This window comes from Ensifer adhaerens (assembly GCF_028993555.1).
Lineage (GTDB): Bacteria > Pseudomonadota > Alphaproteobacteria > Rhizobiales > Rhizobiaceae > Ensifer > Ensifer adhaerens_I.
In genome coordinates this window covers 281910-302475 of record NZ_CP118612.1, presented here as the reverse complement: position 1 = coordinate 302475, position 20566 = coordinate 281910, and the positions used below count along the sequence as shown (strand labels likewise).

The following is a 20566-nucleotide window of genomic DNA, read 5'->3' as shown; positions in this document are numbered from 1 at the left end:
GGGACATCTGGCACAACTGCGAAATTGGCAAAGGCTGTAAGTGCAGGATGTTCCGGACGACGCCGAAGCTAAAACGAGGAGTGCAGCAGCCCGTGCAAAAAATAAACTAGCTGATCTCGAATAGAAAAGCTGAGGCGTGTAACTCGTCCCAGTCGATACATTATGCGATCATTTTGACCTAAAACGCGAACATCACAGCAACAGGGCGTGCAGGGCTCGTGGAAGCACAGTCTGTTCGGCCCGTTAGGCGCGTCCACGCTTAGGTCTGCAAACGACAGCATTGTGCGCCAAGTCGGACACTGAGTGGAGCATGGTGGTATCCCAGAAGCGGACATCAGACGATGATGTATGCTCCGATCAACTCATGGCCCGCAAGTCCCTTTCGCGCCAAATTGGGCTACTCCTCTAAGTTGGCTTTCCGCCGTCCCTACGTTTCGGCTAGTATCTCTCCGACACTATCCCGCGCGAGGAGGATCGCGTGGAGGGAGGGGCCTTGGATTCTTTACAATCCCTTCGCCGAGCCGTTTCACCCGCCAATCCCTTTCTTCGGCGGGATGACGTATTTACGCCAGAGAGCATACGGGCCCAGCTCACCCGCATCCTCGACAGCCTCGACTTCGACGCGACCGCTCGAACGCGCAATTTCCTGACCTATGTTGTTGAAGAAACGATCGCGGGCCGTGCCGAGCGCATCAAGGCTTATGCTATCGCGACGATCGTGTTCGGGCGGGACGCCACATTTGACGCTCACTCCGACCCCGTAGTCCGCATTGAGGCCGGTCATCTTCGCCGTGCGTTGGACCGCTACTACCTCACGGCCGGTGTATCGGATGCGATCGTCATCTCCGTCCCGAAGGGCAGCTATGTCCCGAATTTCGAAGCACGGGAACTGCCGAGATTGACTGCTCCAGCCGACAAACCCTCATCTTGGCGGAGCATGCTTCCAATCGCGCTTCTATCGCTAGCAGCTGTCATCGTCTCCTCCTGGTTACTTGTCGAGTGGATGGGTGGCGACCGGCGCCCCAAGGCTCCTGCCATCCCGCATTTGCTCGTGAAACCTTTTGACGACCTGACCAATGCGGGAAATTCACGGGCGATAGCGGTCGGTCTAACCCGAGAAATCATTGGGCAAATTGCAAAGTTCAAAGACATCGTGGCCATCGAGGGCGACGCACCTCCCGGCACGGCGGTGCCCTCCGATGACCAGCGTTATATCCTGGCCGGTGATGTAGAGATGGCCGACAATCAGTTCCGGCTACGCGCCCGCGTCATCAACGGCATCGATAACTCGGTGATCTGGGCAAAAAGCTACGACGGCGACCTGAAGGCCTCCAAACTGATTGCGGTCGAGGGTGAGATAGCGCGCCAGGTCGCCACAACCCTTGCCCAACCCTATGGCATAATTTTCCAAGCAGACACGTATCAACAGCCGCGCAATGCGCCGGACGACTGGCAGGCTTATGCCTGCACACTGTCCTACTACGCCTATCGTGCCAGCCTCGACGCCAAGACCCACCCGATCGTCCGGAAATGTCTGGAAGATGCTGTCCAACGCTTTCCGACCTATGCAAGCGCCTGGGCGCTCCTCTCTCAAACCTACGTCGACGAGATTCGCTTTCGCTATCCTGTCGACCCCTCGTCATCCCCGGCTTCGATCGATCGTGCCCTTGCCGCTGCGCGCAGAGCCGTGGAACTCGATCCTGAAAACATTCGAGCGTTACAATCCGAGATGTTCGCGCTGTATTTTCACGGCGATATAGAGGCAGCATTGAAGGTTGGGGAGCTTGCGTTCAGTATCAATCCCAATGATACCGAACTGGTGGGCGAATATGGCTACCGGCTTGCACTCTCCGGCGATTGGTCGCGGGGTTGCGCGATGGTCGAAGAGACCCGTCAACTAAATCCCGGTCCGCTGGCGTACTATGAATCCGCCCTCGCGCTTTGTAGCTACTTCCGCGATGATTTTCGCGAGGCCGCCACGTGGATCGCAAAAACACGCGTACCGGCAAACCCCAACTATCACCTGATTGCCGCGGCGATCTTCGCTGAGAGCGGCCAAGCCCGCGACATGGTTCGTGAGCGAGAATGGCTCCTGACCAATGCACCAAAGCTGGTTGCGAACCTCCGATCGGAAATAGCCATGCGCGTCGTTCGGCCCGCCGATGTAGAGAGATTACTTTCTTCATTGCAGAAGGCAGGCGTGGTGCAACCGAGCGATGGTCACCCATTCGCCAACAGCCCGATGACCACCGAGCGGTAGGCTCCGGGAGGTCAGGGCACCCCTGTACAAACCTAAGAACGAAATGCTGCTCACACGACAAGGCGTTTAGGTTGATCTTGATTTCATGATCGAGACCGCCAAAAGCGCCCCGGCTGTCTCCAAGACGAAGACTGCGCCCCCGGAGGGCGCACAGGCAGGTCGCTGCTCGATGAACTTCTCTGTCGTGCAATCGGCCAACGGCTCAGTTGCGCCGCACCTCTATTCGGCCAGGTCCCCGACTTCCGTACTGAACAGCATCGAATTCAGGCGTTCTAAACCGAGCGCGCGTGCCAGATTTCTGAATGCGAAGAAGGGAATGAGGCTGAAGAAAAGAATTACGGAGACGCATGCAATTCCAGCAATTCCACCGCCGCCTATATTGGGGATGCTCGCGGAAACCGGCTCGCCCCAAGCGATGCTCACAACTTTCTCCTCGATAACGTGGAAGAGGATAAACAAGGTCGAAAAAATGAGGGAATTGTACAGGATCGGGTAGATCAATGGTCGATTGTCCAGCCATCGCCCCAAGTTCATATCTTCAATGATCAGCATGACCTTGGCGAGTATAAAGGCATTGAACACTGCAAAGCCGTGGGACACAAAATCGACCTTGTGCTGGTGGAGAATGATCCGCTCGTTCAGAACAAACAGGCCGAACAAGACCCAGAGATATAGAAACAACACTAAAAAGTGCTTCGCTTCGGCGACCGCTCGGTCGCGTAGGTGCCTCGCGCGATGTTCAGGCGAACCGCCTTGGTTCGCGGCGCTGATTCCGTCCGGCAGTTCAGGGTCAACCTTCGTCATCACCCGTTCCCGGCTTGTTTGCACGGACGATCATTAGTTCCTCTGCAAGAATTGGAACCGCGAGGTTGCAGGCCTGCACGCCCTGCGCCACGCAAAGCTTCAGGACCTCCATGATTTCCGCGAGCGTCGCCCCAAGCTTCAGTGCCGCCCGGATATGGCGGCGGGTGCCGGGCGCGTACATGTGTGTGAAGGATGCGTCGAATGCGATGCTGATGAGTTCCGTTTCTTTCGGCGTGAATATGCCGCTGCCATAAATCCCGGCGCCCGCAGCCATGAACTGGTCCGTCCACTTGGGATCGAGTTCGAAGAAGGGATTCCAGGCTTCATTCCACTGGCCGATCTCCTTCATCCTGTCGCAAGCGGGCGTGGCCACCGAGGACCGGGGTTCCGGGGCCTTCTCCAACGACTTGGCTTCCTCAAGCAGGATCGGTGCTCCAAGGCTGCAGGAATGAATGGACATGACCGACGCCATCTTGATGATCGTCAAGATCTCGTCGGGCGTCGCCCCCGTATCGAGGGCGGCCCGAATATGGTGGCGAGAGCCCTCCGGGTAGAGGTTGGTGCAGGCCACGTTGATCGCGACCGCGATCAGCTCGACCAGTCTCGGGGGAAGAACCTTGTTCGTCCAAGCATTCGTGCTCATCGCCCGGCATGGGCCGGCCCATGCTGCATCCCAATCTTCAAGCCGGGCGACTGCATCGGGTTCCCATGGACCGAGCGCATCCTTGATTTGTTGTTCCACTGGTCAAACCCTCAATCTGGTTCCGGGAAGGAAAGGCCAGTGCGTCCGGCTGCCAGACGGCGAACATATTTCCCGACGGATCGGCGAGAACGGCAACCCATGCAGTTCGAGGAACTGCGGTCTTCGGCCTCACCACTTTTGCGCCTATTCGCTGAGCAAGGGCTAGCGTATCGTCGATTGACTCGACATCGACGAATTGCAGCCAACCTTTTGGATCGGAACGGGGTCGGTAGGTCAGGCCACCGCCTACGGTGCTTGTGTCGGTCGGATCCAGGTGAATGCGCCAATAGTCCAGGCCTTCCGCCTGCTCAGTCCCCCAACCGAAGAGGGCGCTGTAGAACTCGGCGAGTTTGCTCGGTTCGTCTCCATAGATTTCAAAGTGCGTTATCCGGCCAGCCATGATTTCTCTCCCGCGTTCGTTCTGGAACTGGCGGCCCGCACCGGAGCGCCGGCCACCCATGGTAAGGCGCATAGGCCGTTGTCGGTTTTTACTTCCTCGCTGCCATCAACGCGGCTTGCGCCTCCCGGACCGGCTCCGGTGCGATCATGCATGCGGCGATCGGATGCGAATCGCCGCCGAGGACAGCAGGCTTGATCTTCCCGTCGGTTGGCCAGGTGAGGAAGCCCGGATTGAACTCGGTGGGGTTGGGCGGCATGCCGTTGTTCTGCAGCGTCTCTTCGACGCTGTTGTACCAGGTGCCGACCTTCATGATCTTGCGCGCCTCTTCGGCGGTCGCCAGTTTGCGGCCAAACTCCTTGCAGAGACGCACCACACCCTGAATCTGCTCGACCGTGGTCTTGCGCTTGCGGTCGGCGCCCCAAAGATTGTCCTCGTTGCCGACGCGTATGTGCTGACCGAGCACAAGGGACATCGCCGAGATGGAAATCAATCCTCTCATGCTGGACCAGAATGTGTTGACCGATCCTTGCGGCACGCGTTGCAGGAAATGCATCAGATCAAATGGATTTCGTCCGAGCGTCCCTCCACCGTAGGCGCAGAGCGCCATGTTCAACGGACCCATGTAAATGCCGGCGCGGATACAGCGTTCGATGAGTTCCCACTGGTGAACATGCGCTGGCACGAAGTACGGCTGGATGCCATTTTTCCGAAGACGCTTGAGATGCTCGACGTAAAATTCGGGCGTCGAGTCCACCACCATATTGGCCCACGCCGCGAGTACCTTGGGATCCTCCAGGTGAGTCCCCTTCACGTCCTCCAGGGTATTCATGGACATGATATCCCAGAGCGTGGTGCCGGTCGTGACAGTCACGAACTCCGGCTTCGGATCCAACTCCGTGAGCATGTGGCGGGTATCGTAGTCGAGCCACTTCGCCTTGGCGCCGTCCGTGTGCGGCGAGAACGAGATCGAGCCGCCGACCTGGATGATCATGTCCGGTACGGCTTCCTTCACGCGCTTCAGCAGGTAGTTGTATTGGTCGAAGTTCGTCGAACCCATGCCGGTGGCCGGGTTGCGAACGTGGAAGTGCAGCATGGTGGCACCGGCGTTGTAGCAGTCCACCGCAGCCTGGACCTGCTCGTCCCAAGAGAGTGGGATGTCGCTCGCGTCGCCAGGCAGCCATGCCGGGCCGTAGGGCGCTGCCGTGATGATTAGCGGCGCCATGTTTTGAGGCAGTATCGAGTCATCTGTATAGTACATGTACTTTCCTCCCTCTGGATTACAGTAACGGTACCCTCGGCCTCACAGATTGCGCGTGTGTGCCCTTGAGCCTGCTCGATCGTCCGTGGCTTCATCACCTGCGGCTTTTCAGATCACCTAACCAGCCAATGCGGATCACGTTGGATTCCCTGATCGCCCTTGCAATCTCGCCCACAAGTCGGTCGATCGAAGCCGTCCACTCAGCGGTTCTGGTCTCCCGAACGTTGAGTGGTAGCCCTTCGGTCGCCAGTAACGCCGACTCCGCTTCAGCAAGCGCCTCGCACATGTCACAAAAGTCGCCGTCGCGAACTATCAGCTCCTCGATTGTCCGGCGTTCGGCAGGAAACCGCCGCAACACGGCGTCCTCGCCAGATTTTCGCTGCTGTTCCTCTGACATCGCGCCGCTTCCGTTATCAGGTCGGCAGTTTTCGAAGAGCAGCGTACTTGGGATGACGTTGATCCTGCGTAGTTTACGCAGGTAACACGGGGGTAGCGTCCATTGACGAACGCGCGAGCCTTCAAAGGCGCACCAAAGTGCGTTGTGACTTTTCCGCCTGTCGATCAGCAAGCCAGCCACCACGGAAGTAGTTGAGGCCACGCCGCGAGATGCTATTTCGGCAGGTTCGAGTCCTGCCGGAAGCAGACTTCCGGCGAAGAAACATGCATGGCGTCAAGCATTGCCCTCGGTATATTGTCGAAGCTCCGATCAGCTAGGCCATCAAATTGGATCAGATACTCGCCATACGAACCTTCGTCCGCGTTGCCGAAGCGGGATCCTTCGCAAAAGCAGCAGACGCGCTGAACCTGCCCCGGTCCTCCGTCAGCAAGCTCGTGCAGGATCTCGAAACGCATCTCGGAACGAAGCTCGTTGAACGAACGACCCGGTCTGTGACTGTGACCACGGAAGGCGCCGCTTATCATGAGCGCGCACTTCGTCTGCTCGCCGATCTGGATGACATGGACGGCACTGTCGCCGGATCGCGCAGCACCCCGAAGGGGAGACTCCGTGTGGACGTCGGCTCGGTCCTGGCAAACCACATCCTCATACCCTCTCTCGCCGATTTCCAGCGCCAATACCCCGACATCGATCTCTTGCTCGGCGTCAGTGATCGCTCCGTCGATCTGATCGGCGAAGGGATAGATTGTGTAATCCGCGGCGGCGCTCTTGCAGACTCAAGCCTAAAGGCCCGAAAACTATGCGAGCTCGATTATGTTCTCTGCGCGGCCCCCACCTACCTGGAAGGTCGAGAGCTACCGACGCATCCAGATGAGATCCAGGCGCATCGAGTCGTAAGCTATTTCTCGGCATCGTCAGGAAAGCGTTTTCCGTTGCGGTTCCTGCGCGGAGATGAGCGAACTGAATATGTTCCGACATCCAACGGTATCTCGGTCAACGAAAGTACTGCTCACTTGAATTCGCTCTTGGCCGGGCTGGGTATCGGTCAGAGCTTCGGCTTCCTGGCAAAGCCGCACATCGAGCGTGGCGGACTTGTCGAACTCCTCCCCGCATGGAAGCCGGAAAACCATTCACTGCACCTTGTTTACCCAGCGGACAGGTTCCCGAATCCGCGGCTGCGGGCCTTCGCCGGTTGGGTGGCAAGAGTTTTTGAGGACGTCGACGCCAGGTGCAGTTCGGCCACCGAGACCATCCATGCAGATGGATAATGTCTCCATCCCGAGCGGCTTCTCGCCGCCGGGGTGACCGACTAGGTTCTTCCGATCGGAGGCGACGAGGCCGAAGGCCAAAGCCACCTACAAACAGTTCCAACAGGCCGCACGTTCGGACTGGATCCTTTCGCGCGCCCAGCATTAGGAGAACAAGATGACCAACAGACTTGCAAACAAGATCGCCGTGGTGACTGGAGCAACCAGCGGAATCGGACTTTCGACCGCCAAGCTCTTTGCGGCCGAAGGCGCCCGCGTCTACATTACGGGCCGCCGCAAAGAATCCTTGGACAAGGCAGTAGCAGAGATCGGCGAGGCTGCAGTCGGCGTGCAGGCCGACTCAGAGAGCAACGAGGACCTCGACAAGCTTTTCGCCCAGGTGGAGTCGGAACAAGGACGCCTTGACGTCCTTGTCGTAAACGCTGGTGGAGGGAACATGCTCCCGCTTGGTCAGATCACCGAAGAGCAGATCGACGATACCTTCGGTCGCAACGTGAAGGCCGTCATCTTCACCGTGCAAAAAGCGCTTCCGCTCTTGGGTCATGGCTCGTCGGTTGTGCTGACCGGTTCGACCGCCGGTACCGAGGGCACCGCGGCCTTCTCCGTCTATTCCGCTTCCAAGGCGGCAGTCCGCAACCTGGCTCGCTCCTGGGCGCTTGACCTCAAGGGAACCGGAATTCGCGTCAACGTCGTTTCACCGGGCGCCACACGCACCCCCGGCCTCGTTGAACTGGCTGGCGACGACAAGGAACAGCAGCAGGGTCTCCTCGACTATCTCGCCTCGCGCATCCCTCTCGGCCGCGTCGGCGAGTCCGATGAAATCGCCAAGGCCACCCTGTTCCTTGCCTCGGACGACTCGAGCTTCGTCAACGGCTCCGAACTCTTCGCCGACGGTGGCCAGGCCCAAGTCTGACCGACAAGGAAGCGGTCACGTTTTGGGGGCCGAGAGGACTTTCGACAAAGGACCAACTGTCGCAAAAGACGCGCGGCGTATCAAAGGTCTCCAAGCCTCACGATATGCCGGGCGCTTGCCCCCTTCCAGTCGATACATTATGCGATCATTTTGGCCCAGAGCGTGAACATACGCGCAACAAGCCTTTGCACAGGGTTGATCTGCTCTTCGGCTTGACCGTTGCTTCACGGGAGTTCGGTTGCATTTTTACGGCATCAATATCCCAGCGCAAGACGCGGGCGAACCGATGATTGCCGGGATGGGTTCCCGGCATTTCCGGAACGCCAAGGGATGCGCCAATTTGCACACATCGCCGGAACAAACGCGTTTAGGAACTTCGCGGCGTCGCCTGATGTCTTTGGCTGCGCGCCAGCCCGACAAAGCGACGCTTCACCTCTTCGAACAGGGCCGGAGGCAACGGGCCGTGGTAACCGCTATCCGTGTCGAGCGGCCGGACGTCCGGCCCTGGCCAGGCAAAGCGGTTGCTTTCCGTCAAGACAATCCAGGAGCGTTCGTCATCCAGTCCCAAACGACGCTTTGTCGCCGGTGGGATTTCGACTGCCTCGGCCGGATCGGAGGGCGGCGTATGCGTGATCGGAAGGACGCGGACCACCGGCGTTCCATCTTCCAAGGTGGCAACGATGGCAAGAACGAGCGCCGGGCGATCCTTGTCACCCTCTTCTCGTCCCTCCAAATGCTGCCAGTGCCAAAGATAGGAATAGCGGAAGACCCAGCCGACCTTTGGCTCAGTCGGCAGCATTCTTGTCCTTCGTCAATTCCGCATTGAGATGGTCAAGTCCAGGATCCATCGTGGATTTTTCGACTGCAGCGAGTTCGTCTGCATCCAACGCGCTCGTCAGCTCGACTTGGCGCTCGCGCCGCATCAAGCGAAGATAGTCCTCATAGGCGATCAGAACCGTGCGCGGTCGGCCGTTCTTGGTGATAATCAACGGCTCGCGCACGGCTGCGTCCTGGTAGGCTCCAAAATTCTTGGAGACCGCAGCGGCAGTGACGGTGGATGTCATCATGCACCTCCATTTTTCCGTAAAATACGTACTTTACGGAAATTTACAAGACGCCAACGACTTCATTCTGCTCTTCCTATCCCGTCAGGGACCCGTAACGATGGCCGTTCTCGCGGAAGCCATCGTCGCTGCCAGCCGCCGAAATTCAGCCGGTGACCTACTTTCAACTGATACTCAACGTTATCCTCGCCGTTCGTACTCTTTGGCGGGACGATAACGCACAACATGATCATCGGCGCCATCATCGTCGTTGGCGCAGGCCTTTTCACCATCTGGCGCGAACATCAGCTGTCACGGCGAACGTAAACCCGCTGGTCCTTCCCAGAGTCGAGCCGCAAGACTTCCTTAGCCTCGAACTGAAGGCGGCCGTTTCGCCCCAGGTCGGAGCTTTCCAAGATCACAGACTTCCGCCTTGATCTTCTAAGGCCTTGCGTTTGTCGCCAAGTGGCATTGGTCGGAGGCGAACAAATCCCGCTAACGGCGCCGGCCCGCTTCGGTCACGTCATTTTTGCCGGTCTGCGCTCCGCGACTCCCGGCCCGCGCCCTTTCTCCGATGGAATGAACACGATGCGCTGCTCCTCCAGAGCCGAGCGGACCCGCTGAATACTTTCGGCGACTATGTCGTCTTCCCCGCGCTCCATTCTCGCGATGATCTGCCGACTGACGCCCGCAAGTCCCGCGAATTCCTCCTGGCTCAGACCAAGTAGTGACCGTGCGGCACGCAGCAGGCGGGTGATCTCTGATATCGAATCCATGAATTCCATGGGCGCGCGAAAGGACTCGATTGTCAACACTAAGGATACGATCGGGCGTGGTCGGCCTTGAATCCATTGCGTTGAGCGCGATCGCTTCTCTCGGATTTCCCCGGACACTTCAGCATTCTTCCAGAACCGTATCGAATCTGGCTCTACTGACCGTCGCCTGCATGAATTCGACCTTCGGATAGCGTCTGGCAAATTCTCTAATTTCTCGTTTGTCTCCGTCTGTGGTTGACCTACCAAATATTACACCGTCAAGTTCAGGGAGGCCAAATGGCAGATCCTCGACTTCTTTAGTCGTATCTCTACCCTTTGAGGCGATCCGCCATTCTTTTTCGTTCTCCCAATCAGTTCGTTTGGTAAACGCCAATTTGTGGAACTGACTGCTTCCATCAATGTGTTTGATTCCCAATACGTTTTCTACGATCTCATCTTGTGTAAAGATCGTAGAAGAAGCGTCTGCGTATTCAACCGGGCGTGCTTCTGACCACATTGAATGCTTGTCAATGTTCCTAAATCGCAAGACCACGCCCGTTTGCTTGTCGGCATACCTACGCCCTGAGAGTGTCAACGCGACCGATCGTGCACTCGTTTCTTGCGGACGTCTGCCAATGAAGCACCGAAAATACCCAGTGCACGAAAGGGCGCTTCAATCTCGAGGCCGAGTTTTGTCAGAGCGTAGATCGTGCTGGATCCTAACTTCGTGGGCTCAAGCAGGCCTGCTGTTTCGAGTTCCCGCAAGTTCCTCGTCAGTTCTTTCGCACTGATGCCGCTTACGCTCGCGAGCAGGGAATTGTAGCGTTGGGGTCCGGCGATCACGAGTAGCCGAAGGATATGCAGCTTCCATCTGCCGCCAATAGTGTTGATGGCGAGACCCAGCGGGCACGACGCTGGGTCTTGGGTTGCCAATCGTCTTTCTTGTTCTAACAAAATTCCCCCGTCGCGTGCAGTGCTTTCGTCCGGATATTCTTTGCACATCATGAGGCCGGTTCGCAATCGATGGCACCATCGCGATCCGCTTGGGAGCAACTCTGCCCCCCTTTCGCGCACTCCGTTCTTGACTGAAGGCCCACAGGACGCTGAACGTTCAGAACTCCGCCGCCCTGCTCGCGTCAACAGCACCCCAAGCGCACGCCAAAACCGGTTTCCCGATCAAGGCACTTCGAGGTGCGTTGCGGACTCCATCACCAGCAATTCTTCTGGGCAGGTCAACAGTCGAAAGGAAACACGGTGACAGTAGTAGTTCTTGGATCTTCGGGCTTGGTCGGGCGGAGACTGCTTCCGCAACTGCACGACGCCGGGATAAACGTAAGATCTGCGGGGCGTTCGGGGAGAGATGTATTCTTCGATTGGATGGCCCCAGACTCCTTCAAGCTATCCCTCTCTGGGGCAAATTCACTGTATCTCGTTCCGCCGGCGATGGTTGCCTCCCCGGGTCTACTGGTGGAACGGCTCCTTGAGATCGCCAAGGATATCGGCGTCCGTCGTGTCGTTGCCATATCTTCTCTGGGAGTTACCTTCCCGACCGAGCCTGCCGGGTCGGGTCGCCACCAGTTCGAAAGCGTGATCAGGGAGAGCGGATTGGATTGGCGAATCCTTCGCCCATCTGGTTTCATGCAGAACTTCTCCGAAGGCTTCATGCTATCGGCCATCCGCTATTCTCGAGTGATTGCGTCGGCAGCGGGTTCAGGAAAAGTCGCGCTGGTTGACAGCGGCGATATAGCTTCCGTGGCTGTTGCGGCTCTCACACGCGACGATCTTCCGGGGCAGACACTAGAGATTACTGGGCCCGAGGTGTTCAATTTTGCTGAGATCTCCGAGATGATTTCAGCCGCCGCGGGCTACTCCATCACTTATCAGCCGGTCTTGGAGCAGCAGATGGCGCAGATGATGGAAGCCGCTTCAATTCCTACGGATTACGCGCAAATGCTTCTCCGAGACCAACAAGCCATTCGAGAGGGTCATGCAATTGCGGTTAGAGCGACGGTTGAAAAGGTAACCGGACACGCGCCGAAGGGATTCAGGCAATTCGCGAGAGAAAACGCGAAGGCCTGGCAAACTGGATGATCGGAGCAGCATATCCATCTGTGGGTCGCGAAGCGCCGAGACTACCATTCTAGCCCCGTATCCGCTGCGGGCCTCCCGAAGCCGCAGAGCTTCTTCTTGAGTTCCGGCAGAACCTCGAAGAGATCGGCAACCAGGCCGTAGTCGGCGACCTGGAAGATCGGTGCTTCCTCGTCCTTGTTGATCGCCACGATGACCTTCGAGTCCTTCATGCCGGCGAGGTGCTGGATCGCACCGGAGATGCCGCAGGCGATGTAGAGGTCGGGAGCGACCACCTTGCCGGTCTGGCCGACCTGCCAGTCGTTCGGGGCATAACCGGCGTCGACGGCGGCACGGCTTGCGCCGACGGCGGCGCCGAGCTTGTCGGCAACAGGCAGGATCACTTCCTGGAACTTCTCCGACGATCCGAGCGCGCGGCCGCCGGAGATGATGATCTTGGCCGAGGTCAGTTCCGGACGATCGGACGACGACCGCGCATCGGCGACGAAAGCCGAAAGCTCTGAAGAAAAGGCTGCCGCCGAGATTTCCTCGACGGCAGCAAGTTGGCCTCGGGAGGCCTGGGAGAATGATGTGGTGCGCACGGTGATGACGCGCTTTTTTTCAGTCGTCTGCACCGTCTGGATGGCGTTGCCGGCATAGATCGGACGCTTGAAGGTGTCGGACGAGACGACCTCGATGATTTCCGAAACCTGGGAGACGTCGAGCAGCGCTGCAACGCGCGGCATGACGTTCTTGCCGACCGAGGTCGCGGCGGCAACGATGGTGTCGTAGCTGCCGGCAAGCGAGACGATCAGCGCTGCCAGCGGTTCGGCGAGGTTGTTGGCAAGCGAGGCGTCCTCGGCAACCAGCACCTTGGCAACGCCTGCAAGCTTCGAGGCCTGTTCGGCCGCAACCTTGGCGCCGGCGCCGGCGATGAGGATGTGCACATCGGTTCCAGTCCCACTGGCGATTTTCGAGGCCGCGCTCAGCGCCTTGGCGGTCTGGTCGGAAAGGTGGTTGCTGTCGTGGTCAGCCAGAAGAAGAATGGCCATGATGAAATCTCCCTTTCCTTAAATCAGAGCACGCCGGCTTCGACTTTAAGCTTTTCGACCAGCTCGGCGACCGACTTGACCTTGATGCCGGCCTTGCGACCCGACGGTTCCTCGGTCTTCAGCACCTTGAGGCGGGCAGCCGTGCCGACGCCAAAGTCGGCCGGCGACTTCTTGTCGAGCGGCTTCTTCTTCGCCTTCATGATGTTGGGCAGCGAGGCGTAACGCGGCTCGTTCAGGCGCAGGTCGGTGGTGACGACGGCCGGAAGCTTGATATCGATGGTCTGCAGGCCGCCGTCGACTTCGCGCGTGACCGTCGCCTTGCCATCGCCGATCTCGACCTTGGAGGCAAAGGTGCCCTGCGCCCAGCCGAGCAGCGCCGACAGCATCTGGCCGGTCTGGTTCGAATCGTCGTCGATCGCCTGCTTGCCGACGATGATCAGCCCCGGCTGTTCGGCGTCGGCCACGCCCTTGACGATCTTGGCGACGGCGAGCGGCTCGACCTGGTCCTCGGTCTCGACCAGGATCGCCCGGTCGGCACCCATGGCGAGCGCCGTGCGCAGCGTCTCTTCGGCCTTGGCCGGACCGACGGAAACGACGACGACTTCCTCAGCCTTGCCGGCTTCCTTCAGCCGCAGTGCCTCTTCAACGGAGATTTCGTCGAAGGGGTTCATCGACATCTTCACGTTGGCAAGCTCGACGCCCGAACCGTCTGCCTTCACGCGGATCTTGACGTTGTAGTCAACCACCCGCTTCACACTGACCAGGATCTTCATGCTACGTCTCCGAAGCAAGGAAGCCGCGGATCGTCACCGACGTTGACGAGCTTGCCCGGGTTCATGATATTGCTCGGATCAAACGTCCGCTTGACAGCGGCCATCAGATCGAGCTCCACCTCGTCGCGATAGGTGCGGAGCGCATCACGCTTGAGACGCCCAAGGCCATGTTCGGCGGATATCGTGCCATGGAAGCGATGGGCAACGCCGTGCACGAGTTCACTGATCTCGTGCTCCCTGGCGCGGAAAGACTCCGCAGAGCTGTCCACGGGCTGCACGATGCCGAAATGAATGTTGCCATCGCCTGCGTGACCGAACGCGACGACGCGAACTCCTCCGCAAACACGCTCGACTTCGTCTGTCGCCTCCTGCAGAAATCTTGCAATGGCCGAAAGCGGAACGGCAACGTCGCAATGGATCGACGCACCTTCGAGGACATCGGCCTCCGCCAAGCCCTCGCGCAGAAGCCAGAAGGCTTTGCTCTGTTCTCCAGAAGCAGCGACCGCAGCATCAAGCACCAGATCGGCCTCAAAAGATTCTGTCAGCAGCTCTTCCATCATGCGAGCGAGCTCTGAATCGTTCGCGCCGGACGAGAGCTCCAGGAGGACATGCCAGTCATGGATTTCCGCCAGTGGGAAACGAGTTACTGGAAAATGCTTCAAGACCAGCTCAATTCCCGTACGCGGGAGAAGCTCGAAGGCTGTTATCAGATCGCCCGCGCGATCCTTGCAGTAGGCGAGCAATTCGACTGCCGCATCCAGCGAGGACACCGCACAGATCGCTGTTGCGACCGAAGCCGGGAGAGGCGACAGTTTCAAAACCGCACCGGTGATGATGCCGAGCGTACCTTCACTACCTATGAAAAGCTGCTTCAGATCGTATCCTGTGTTGTCCTTGCGCAATCCGCGCAAGCCATTCCAAACGCGGCCGTCCGAAAGCACGACCTCCAAGCCAAGCACAAGGTCACGTGTATTTCCGTAGCGCAGCACATTGGTGCCTCCGGCATTGGTGGCGATATTCCCCCCGATCTGGCAGCTACCTTCTGCTCCCAATCGCAAGGGGAAAAGCCGACCGATCTTCTCCGCCTCGGCCTGCACTGAAGCGAGAATGCAACCCGCGTCCACTGTGATCGTATCGTTGAAGGGATCGACCGAGCGTACCTTGTTCATGCGCGAGAGATTGATGACGATCTCGTTTCCCGTGCCGAATGGCACAGAACCACCCATCAGCGAGGTATTGCCCCCCTGCGGCACGATTTGGGTTCCAGTTTGCGCGCAGATGGACACGATCGCGGCGACTTCTTCTGTTGTGGCGGGTTTCATAAGCAGCGGAGACGGGCCGCGGAACTGACCGAGCCAGTCGACGGTATGGGCATCGAGGGCCTCCGCGTCGGTGCTCCAGCCCGACGGACCGACAGCCTCCTTCAGCCGCTTGATCGTATCCTCCGAAATCGCCGGTGCCTGTGTTCGAATGCCGCTCATTGATTGGTCCTCATAGATCATGAAATTACATCCCCTCTGCGGCGAGTAGCCAAGCCGCCGATGGCGACCGCCAGTTTCGTGGGCCATCTCGTTCACCAATCTTGATCGTTCATCGCCGAGGCCGGTCGAAGGGCACAGATATGGTTTGAACGCTTGGGCGAGACGGTTGGGCCCCCGCGCGCGTTTGACGGACGAGAGAGAAATCGACATTGATGCAGAAGATTTCCGGATTCTGGCCGCCTTGGTGAACGATGCGCCCCGTCGGGTCGACTACCAGCGACTGGCCAACGCCTCCAGCATCAAGGCCGTTCACATTGAAAACGTAACATCGGAGCACCTCCGCCGTGGATTGCACGACGGCCATCTCCCCCGGTCGATCTGTGGTCCCAGTGAGTGCGGGACGAAGCAGTACCTCGACGCCAAGGTTGCTCAGCGTGCGAGCTATCTCCGGGAACCAGACATCGTGGCATATGCTGATGCCGCAACGGCCAACAAATGGTATGTCAAAGACGAGGAAGTCCCTGCTATCGGCGGTTCGAACCTCGGTTGGCACGAACGGAAAGAGGTTGTCGCAACGCCCGACAATAGCGCCGCTCGGATCAATCACGACGGCCTGGTTGTAAATCTTGCCGTCACGCCGGATGAACATCGATCCCGGGACAAGCCAGACGCCATTCATGGACGCAAGCTCGCGAAAAATGGAAATGTCTGCCTCGGGATCCCAGGCCATGCAGGCATGCAACGGGCCGTGCGATGCAAGTTCACTGAAGACGATCATGTCGAGACCGGGGTAATCCCCGACGGCCCTCTGCAACTGAGCTGTCATCGCTTCGACGTTACCCCCGCAAATCGGAACGCGCATTTGAATGCCGGCAATCAAAAAGCGGACTGGATCGCGGGGCGCTCGTGTCAACTGTTCTACTGGGTTTGCCGTCTCAGCCTGGGGAGTGGTCAGCATTTCTTTCTCTTCCACCACATTGCTTGCATCAGCGCAGATCGTGCCGAGCAGTTCATCGTTTGACGGACGTTCCGTCCCGCGACACGTTTTCAGGAGCAGGCTCGCCGACCAGGATTCATCCCTCGAACCGAAGTAGGGAATGCCAAAGGTTATGAGGTTTCTCCGCTGTCGATCCTGCCACGACTTGGCGATTGTCAGCGAAATGCCAGGAACTTCCGCTCGGCTTTCCTGAAAACGAGTGTGATGAAGATGACGATCGCCAAGTATAGAAACGCGGCCGTCAAAAAACCCTCGTACACAACGTAATAGGTTGCGTTCAGCTTGCGACCCGCCCCCAGAATGTCCACTATCGTGATGGTTGAGGCGATGACGCTTGCGTGCAGGAGAAAGATCACTTCATTTGAATAGGCCGGCAGCGACAATCGGAAAGCTTGCGGCAGGGCGATCAAGCGGATCACCTGTGGTCGGGTCATGCCATACGCAGATGCCGCTTCGATTTCGCCTTTGTCGAGACTCACAAGAACGCCGCGATATATTTCTGCTACATAGGCGGCACTGTTGAGCGTGAAGCCGAGCACAGCGCAGCAATAAGCATTACCGAGAAGCAGCCAGAACACCGAAGCCCGTATCGATGCAAACTGAGCCAAGCCATAATAAAGTACGTAGAGTTGCACCAGCAATGGGGTTCCGCGGATCGCATAACAGTATAAACCAGCAACGCGACCCATGAATGGGACGCGGTAGGCTTGTACGAGGGCCAACGGGATCGCCAAGGCCGCACCGAGCGCCAGTGACAGGCCCACGATGGACACAGTCACTACCAGTCCTTGTGCGAAGAGGGGCCAGTTTCTGATAATCAATGCATAGTCCATGGGGTGCCTACCGTAGCCTGTAGCGATTGCGAATTTGCCGCAGCCCGAGGTCCGACAAGATTGTCAGGCCGAGATAGATGGCAAAGGCGAGCAGCAGGAACAGGAACGGCTGTTGTGACGACCGTCCCGACTGATTGGCGTTGTACATCACGTCCTGGAGCCCAATGATTGACACAAGAGCGGTGGTTTTTAGAAGCACCAGCCAATTGTTGGTGAAACTGGGCAGCACCAGGGGGACGATCTGGGGCCACACGATTAGTCGCAACCTGGTGCCGGAACTCATCCCACAAGCCAGTCCTGCTTCTATTTCCCCTTTGTCGATGGCCAGGAACCCACCTCGAAAGGTTTCTGTCATGTAGGCCCCGAAGATGAGGCCGATCGCGAACGTTCCTGCGGCGAAAGGACTGATCTCTACGTAGTCCCAAAGCCCCGAAACTTCGCCCAGCGAATTGATCAGGTTCTGGCCTCCGAAGTAGATGATCAGCATCAAGACAAGATCGGGGATGCCTCGGACCAGGGCGGTATATCCACCGCCCAGGGCGTTCAGGAAAAGGTTGCGCGACAGCTTAGCCCACACGCCCATGAGCCCAAAAAGCACAGCGAGCGTCAGTGATGAGAGAGACAGCGCAATGGTTAACCCGAGGCCCGAGAGAACCATTGGTCCGTATGCGAGCAACGTATCCACGCAGCATTATCCTTGGCTGGGTGCCACCCGACTTGGGGGTGGCACCGTTGCGGATCACTTCCCGTAAACGTCGAACGGAAAATATCTGGCATTGATCTTTGCGTAAGTGCCATCCTGGCGCAGCTTAGCGATTGCGTCTGAGATCGCATCGCGTAGCTCGGTGTCCGTCTTTCGCAAGGCGATCCCCGTGCCATCGCCGAAATACTTCGACACGGTATAGTCCGGACCGAAGAAATCGAAATCCTTGCCTTCCTCCTTGGATAGGAAGCTGTCCTCGGCGACGATAACGTTGGCGAAGCCCGCATCGATCCGTCCCGCGGCAAGGTCAAGCCACACCTGGTCCTGGGTCGGATAGGTCTTGACGATCACGTCGGGCATGACGCGTTCCAGATATACTTGAGTAACGGTGCCACTCTGCACGCCGACCGTCTTCCCGGCGAGTTGGTCGGGGGTCAGCTCTCCGTCGGTATGTCCAACGAAGCGATAGGGAATCTTGTAGTATTTTGCAGTGAAATCGACCACACGCTTGCGTTCTTCCGTGATCGACATGGACGCGAGGATAGCGTCGTATTTTCCAGCTTGGAGAGCAGGAATGAGGCCGTCCCAATCCTGTTCCACCCAGGAGCATTTGGCCTTCAATTCCTCGCAGATCGCGTTGCCCATGTCGTAGTCAAAGCCAGCGAGTTCGCCATCCTCCGTCTTGTACATGAACGGCTTGTAGCCTGCTTCCGTACCCCAGCGAATTGTCAGGTCTTCGGCCAAGGCCTCGCCCGCGCAGCCAGTCACAATGACCGTGGCGGCCAACAATTTCAGTATTCTGTACATGTATTTGTTCCCCTGTCGCTTTTTTTACATTCTTGCGATGAACTCGGCCCAGCGGGCCGATTTGTCCGCGGGATTGCGGAACATCTCCTGGGGACACGCGATGGCGTCGACCAGTCCCTGGTTCATGAACATCACGCGTGTACTTACGTCCCGCGCAAAGGCCATTTCATGAGTAACCACGAGCATCGTACGTCCCTCTTCGGCCAGATCCCGCATCACCTTGAGCACATCGCCCACCATTTCGGGATCGAGGGCCGAGGTCGGTTCGTCGAAGAGGAGGATCTCGGGTTCCATGGCAAGTGCACGGGCGATCGCGACGCGTTGCTTCTGGCCGCCTGACAACTGAGAGGGATAGAAGTCGAGACGGGCAGACATCCCCACTCGTTCGAGGAAATGCTTCGATCTCGTATCTGCGTCAGTTGCTTTGGTGCCTTTTACATGAATTTGCGCAATGGTCACGTTCTCCAGCACCGTCAGATGCCGCCAAAGGTTGAAGCTCTGGAACACCATGGCAAGGCGTGCGCGCAACTCGGTCAATTCTTTCGCGTCGCGCGGTTCAAGCTGCCCCTCGCGATTGCGACGGAGCACGACCTCTCGCTCATCGACGAAGATCTTTCCCTCGGTCGGATGCTCCAGGAAGTTAATGCAGCGCAGAAAGGTGCTTTTTCCGGACCCAGAGGAGCCGAGGATTGAGATGATATCGCCCTGATGCGCCGTCAGGGAAATGCCCTTGAGAACTTCCAGGCTGCCGAAGGATTTGCGGATGTCACGGACTTCAAGGGGAGGAGTCTGTTTCAACGCCATCGTCTCCGTTTTCGTCGTTGGTCAGTGCGACAAGAGAAGACGATTTTGATCTCGCGTTAAATCACCGTGACTGCACTGTTGGGTGCGCTTCCGTGCAACTAACCGCGCTGTGCATGCGAGGCGCTGCCCTCCTGTAATCGCTCCAAAAAAGCTCCTGCTATCATCGAACGACGGCGCCCACGGCTGACCGCGACGCAGATCGAGGCGGAATGGTCGAAGACCTCCGGGCGAACGCATACCAGGTCGGCATGGGCGGCGTGTCTTGGCAGAAACCCGAGATATGCGCCGGCGTGGATCAGAGCAGCCTGCGCCTCTGTCTGGAGAACAGTGGGACCGCGGCGAAACTGCTGCTTGAACTTGAGCAGCTTCTCTCCTTCGAGATAACCGCGAAACACCAGCTCATGCCGCGTGATGCGATCGATCGGCAGCTCGGCATCGGCCCGCAGTTCTTCCACCAGCGGATGAGACAAGCCTGCATAGAGGCTGGCCGTTTCTTCGTAGAGCTCGGTGTAGATCAACTCCTCCAACTGCCGATAGACCGGGAGGACGCCAAGATGAAGGCTGCCGTCCAGAATGCCGCGTTCAATTGCATTTGGCGAATCTACGACAAGGTTGATCTCGACCCGTGGCGCGAACATCCGGAATTCGCGTATAGCGGGTAGTACGGGGTTGCGCTTGTCAGTGAAACAGTAATCGACGATCGCAATGTTCAGACGTCCGACGAAATCGTCGTTGATTGCGGCCATGTCAGCGGTGAATTGCTCGGAGGCTGACAAGAATTTTTCAATCAGCGCAAAGGCCTGCTCGCCGTGCTGAGTCAGAACGAAGCCACTGCGTCCCCGATGACAGAGCATATACCCCAGCCGCGTTTCCAGATGAGAGATCTGCCTCGAAATAGTGGACCTTCCCACTCCAAGTTCGCCCTGCGCCGCCGAGAAGCCGCCGCAGTTAACGACGGCGCAAAAAACACGGAATAGGTGCATATCTGAATCGCTGACGCGACCAAGTAATTTTCGGCGCTTGTTAAGCTTTGGTTTCATACGAACCACCTCCTGCGTCGCTCACGTTGGACCTAGACAGAATGCGTGTCAACAAATTCGCATTTACAACAATATCTTACCGTAGAAAATGATTTATTACTTATCTTCGCCTGAACAATTTACTTAGCAGCTTCGGATTGCGGCAACGCAACCATAAAGATGACAATAT

At 58.0% G+C, this 20566-nt stretch carries 23 protein-coding genes; 4 read left to right on the top strand and 19 right to left on the bottom strand.

The window, feature by feature from the left end:
* Nucleotides 1–493: 493 nt before the first annotated feature.
* Entirely contained in the window at nucleotides 494–2260 is a 1767-nt protein-coding gene (locus PWG15_RS34260; RefSeq protein WP_275027951.1) for a hypothetical protein, read from the top strand.
* A gap of 219 nt (nucleotides 2261–2479) precedes the next feature.
* Here the strand turns inward: PWG15_RS34260 and PWG15_RS34255 are convergent, their stop codons facing one another.
* The 5 genes from PWG15_RS34255 to PWG15_RS34235 form a co-directional block, all read right to left on the bottom strand.
* Nucleotides 2480–3064, bottom strand: coding sequence for a hypothetical protein (locus tag PWG15_RS34255; protein WP_275027950.1), 585 nt, complete (start codon nucleotides 3062–3064; stop codon nucleotides 2480–2482).
* Nucleotides 3051–3806 carry a carboxymuconolactone decarboxylase family protein gene (locus PWG15_RS34250; protein WP_275027948.1) on the bottom strand — a complete coding sequence of 252 codons (756 nt, stop codon included), beginning with the start codon at nucleotides 3804–3806 and terminating at the stop codon, nucleotides 3051–3053. Before PWG15_RS34250 ends, PWG15_RS34255 begins: the two co-directional genes overlap by 14 nt.
* Complete coding sequence (locus PWG15_RS34245; RefSeq protein WP_275027947.1) at nucleotides 3745–4206, bottom strand: VOC family protein; 462 nt, start codon at nucleotides 4204–4206, stop codon at nucleotides 3745–3747. Before PWG15_RS34245 ends, PWG15_RS34250 begins: the two co-directional genes overlap by 62 nt.
* 88 nt (nucleotides 4207–4294) lie before the next feature.
* Entirely contained in the window at nucleotides 4295–5428 is a 1134-nt protein-coding gene (locus PWG15_RS34240; protein ID WP_275027945.1) for a beta-keto acid cleavage family enzyme, read from the bottom strand.
* Between the two features lie 130 nt (nucleotides 5429–5558).
* Entirely contained in the window at nucleotides 5559–5861 is a 303-nt protein-coding gene (locus tag PWG15_RS34235; RefSeq protein WP_275027944.1) for a hypothetical protein, read from the bottom strand.
* A gap of 326 nt (nucleotides 5862–6187) precedes the next feature.
* Between PWG15_RS34235 and PWG15_RS34230 the strand changes: the two genes are divergently transcribed.
* Entirely contained in the window at nucleotides 6188–7129 is a 942-nt protein-coding gene (locus PWG15_RS34230; protein ID WP_275027943.1) for a LysR family transcriptional regulator, read from the top strand.
* Nucleotides 7130–7286: 157 nt separating this feature from the next.
* Nucleotides 7287–8042 carry an SDR family NAD(P)-dependent oxidoreductase gene (locus PWG15_RS34225; protein ID WP_275027942.1) on the top strand — a complete coding sequence of 252 codons (756 nt, stop codon included), beginning with the start codon at nucleotides 7287–7289 and terminating at the stop codon, nucleotides 8040–8042.
* Between the two features lie 367 nt (nucleotides 8043–8409).
* On the opposite strand, the gene PWG15_RS34220 is transcribed toward PWG15_RS34225, so the two are convergent.
* From PWG15_RS34220 to PWG15_RS34200, 5 genes are all read right to left on the bottom strand, one after another.
* Complete coding sequence (locus PWG15_RS34220; protein ID WP_060520843.1) at nucleotides 8410–8841, bottom strand: hypothetical protein; 432 nt, start codon at nucleotides 8839–8841, stop codon at nucleotides 8410–8412.
* Nucleotides 8828–9106 carry a type II toxin-antitoxin system Phd/YefM family antitoxin gene (locus PWG15_RS34215; protein ID WP_275027940.1) on the bottom strand — a complete coding sequence of 93 codons (279 nt, stop codon included), beginning with the start codon at nucleotides 9104–9106 and terminating at the stop codon, nucleotides 8828–8830. Before PWG15_RS34215 ends, PWG15_RS34220 begins: the two co-directional genes overlap by 14 nt.
* Nucleotides 9107–9603: 497 nt before the next feature.
* A complete protein-coding gene (locus PWG15_RS34210) occupies nucleotides 9604–9870 on the bottom strand; it encodes a helix-turn-helix domain-containing protein (protein ID WP_275027938.1) in 267 nt (88 codons plus the stop codon).
* A 109-nt stretch (nucleotides 9871–9979) separates the two neighbouring features.
* Nucleotides 9980–10435: a DUF2971 domain-containing protein gene (locus PWG15_RS34205; RefSeq protein ID WP_275027937.1), complete on the bottom strand. Its 456-nt coding sequence runs from the start codon at nucleotides 10433–10435 to the stop codon at nucleotides 9980–9982.
* Nucleotides 10432–10845, bottom strand: a complete 414-nt coding sequence (locus PWG15_RS34200; protein ID WP_275027936.1) for a winged helix-turn-helix transcriptional regulator — start codon at nucleotides 10843–10845, stop codon at nucleotides 10432–10434. The genes PWG15_RS34205 and PWG15_RS34200 overlap by 4 nt, the downstream gene beginning before the upstream one ends.
* Before the next feature lie 186 nt (nucleotides 10846–11031).
* Here PWG15_RS34200 and PWG15_RS34195 point away from each other — a divergent pair, with 186 nt between their 5' ends.
* The gene (locus PWG15_RS34195; RefSeq protein WP_342457085.1) at nucleotides 11032–11931 is read left to right on the top strand and encodes an NAD(P)H-binding protein; all 900 of its coding nucleotides are present in this window, start codon (nucleotides 11032–11034) and stop codon (nucleotides 11929–11931) included.
* Nucleotides 11932–11972: 41 nt separating this feature from the next.
* Here PWG15_RS34195 and PWG15_RS34190 read toward each other — a convergent pair whose 3' ends face one another.
* From PWG15_RS34190 to PWG15_RS34150, 9 genes are all read right to left on the bottom strand, one after another.
* Nucleotides 11973–12959, bottom strand: a complete 987-nt coding sequence (locus PWG15_RS34190) for an electron transfer flavoprotein subunit alpha/FixB family protein (RefSeq protein ID WP_275027934.1) — start codon at nucleotides 12957–12959, stop codon at nucleotides 11973–11975.
* Between the two features lie 23 nt (nucleotides 12960–12982).
* A complete protein-coding gene (locus PWG15_RS34185; protein WP_275027932.1) occupies nucleotides 12983–13732 on the bottom strand; it encodes an electron transfer flavoprotein subunit beta/FixA family protein in 750 nt (249 codons plus the stop codon).
* Nucleotides 13729–15234 carry an FAD-binding oxidoreductase gene (locus PWG15_RS34180; RefSeq protein WP_275027930.1) on the bottom strand — a complete coding sequence of 502 codons (1506 nt, stop codon included), beginning with the start codon at nucleotides 15232–15234 and terminating at the stop codon, nucleotides 13729–13731. Before PWG15_RS34180 ends, PWG15_RS34185 begins: the two co-directional genes overlap by 4 nt.
* Nucleotides 15235–15322: 88 nt before the next feature.
* Entirely contained in the window at nucleotides 15323–15991 is a 669-nt protein-coding gene (locus PWG15_RS36605; protein WP_425536855.1) for a carbon-nitrogen hydrolase family protein, read from the bottom strand.
* 374 nt (nucleotides 15992–16365) lie between these two features.
* The gene (locus tag PWG15_RS34170; protein ID WP_275027927.1) at nucleotides 16366–17043 is read right to left on the bottom strand and encodes an ABC transporter permease; all 678 of its coding nucleotides are present in this window, start codon (nucleotides 17041–17043) and stop codon (nucleotides 16366–16368) included.
* A 7-nt stretch (nucleotides 17044–17050) separates the two neighbouring features.
* Nucleotides 17051–17728, bottom strand: coding sequence for an ABC transporter permease (locus PWG15_RS34165; protein WP_275027925.1), 678 nt, complete (start codon nucleotides 17726–17728; stop codon nucleotides 17051–17053).
* Between the two features lie 54 nt (nucleotides 17729–17782).
* On the bottom strand, nucleotides 17783–18553 hold the full coding sequence (locus tag PWG15_RS34160) for a transporter substrate-binding domain-containing protein (protein ID WP_275027924.1): 771 nt from the start codon (nucleotides 18551–18553) through the stop codon (nucleotides 17783–17785).
* 24 nt (nucleotides 18554–18577) lie between these two features.
* On the bottom strand, nucleotides 18578–19351 hold the full coding sequence (locus PWG15_RS34155) for an ABC transporter ATP-binding protein (RefSeq protein ID WP_275027922.1): 774 nt from the start codon (nucleotides 19349–19351) through the stop codon (nucleotides 18578–18580).
* Between the two features lie 104 nt (nucleotides 19352–19455).
* Nucleotides 19456–20397 (bottom strand): LysR family transcriptional regulator, encoded by a 942-nt coding sequence (locus PWG15_RS34150; RefSeq protein WP_275027921.1) that lies wholly within the window; start codon nucleotides 20395–20397, stop codon nucleotides 19456–19458.
* Nucleotides 20398–20566 lie beyond the last annotated feature (169 nt).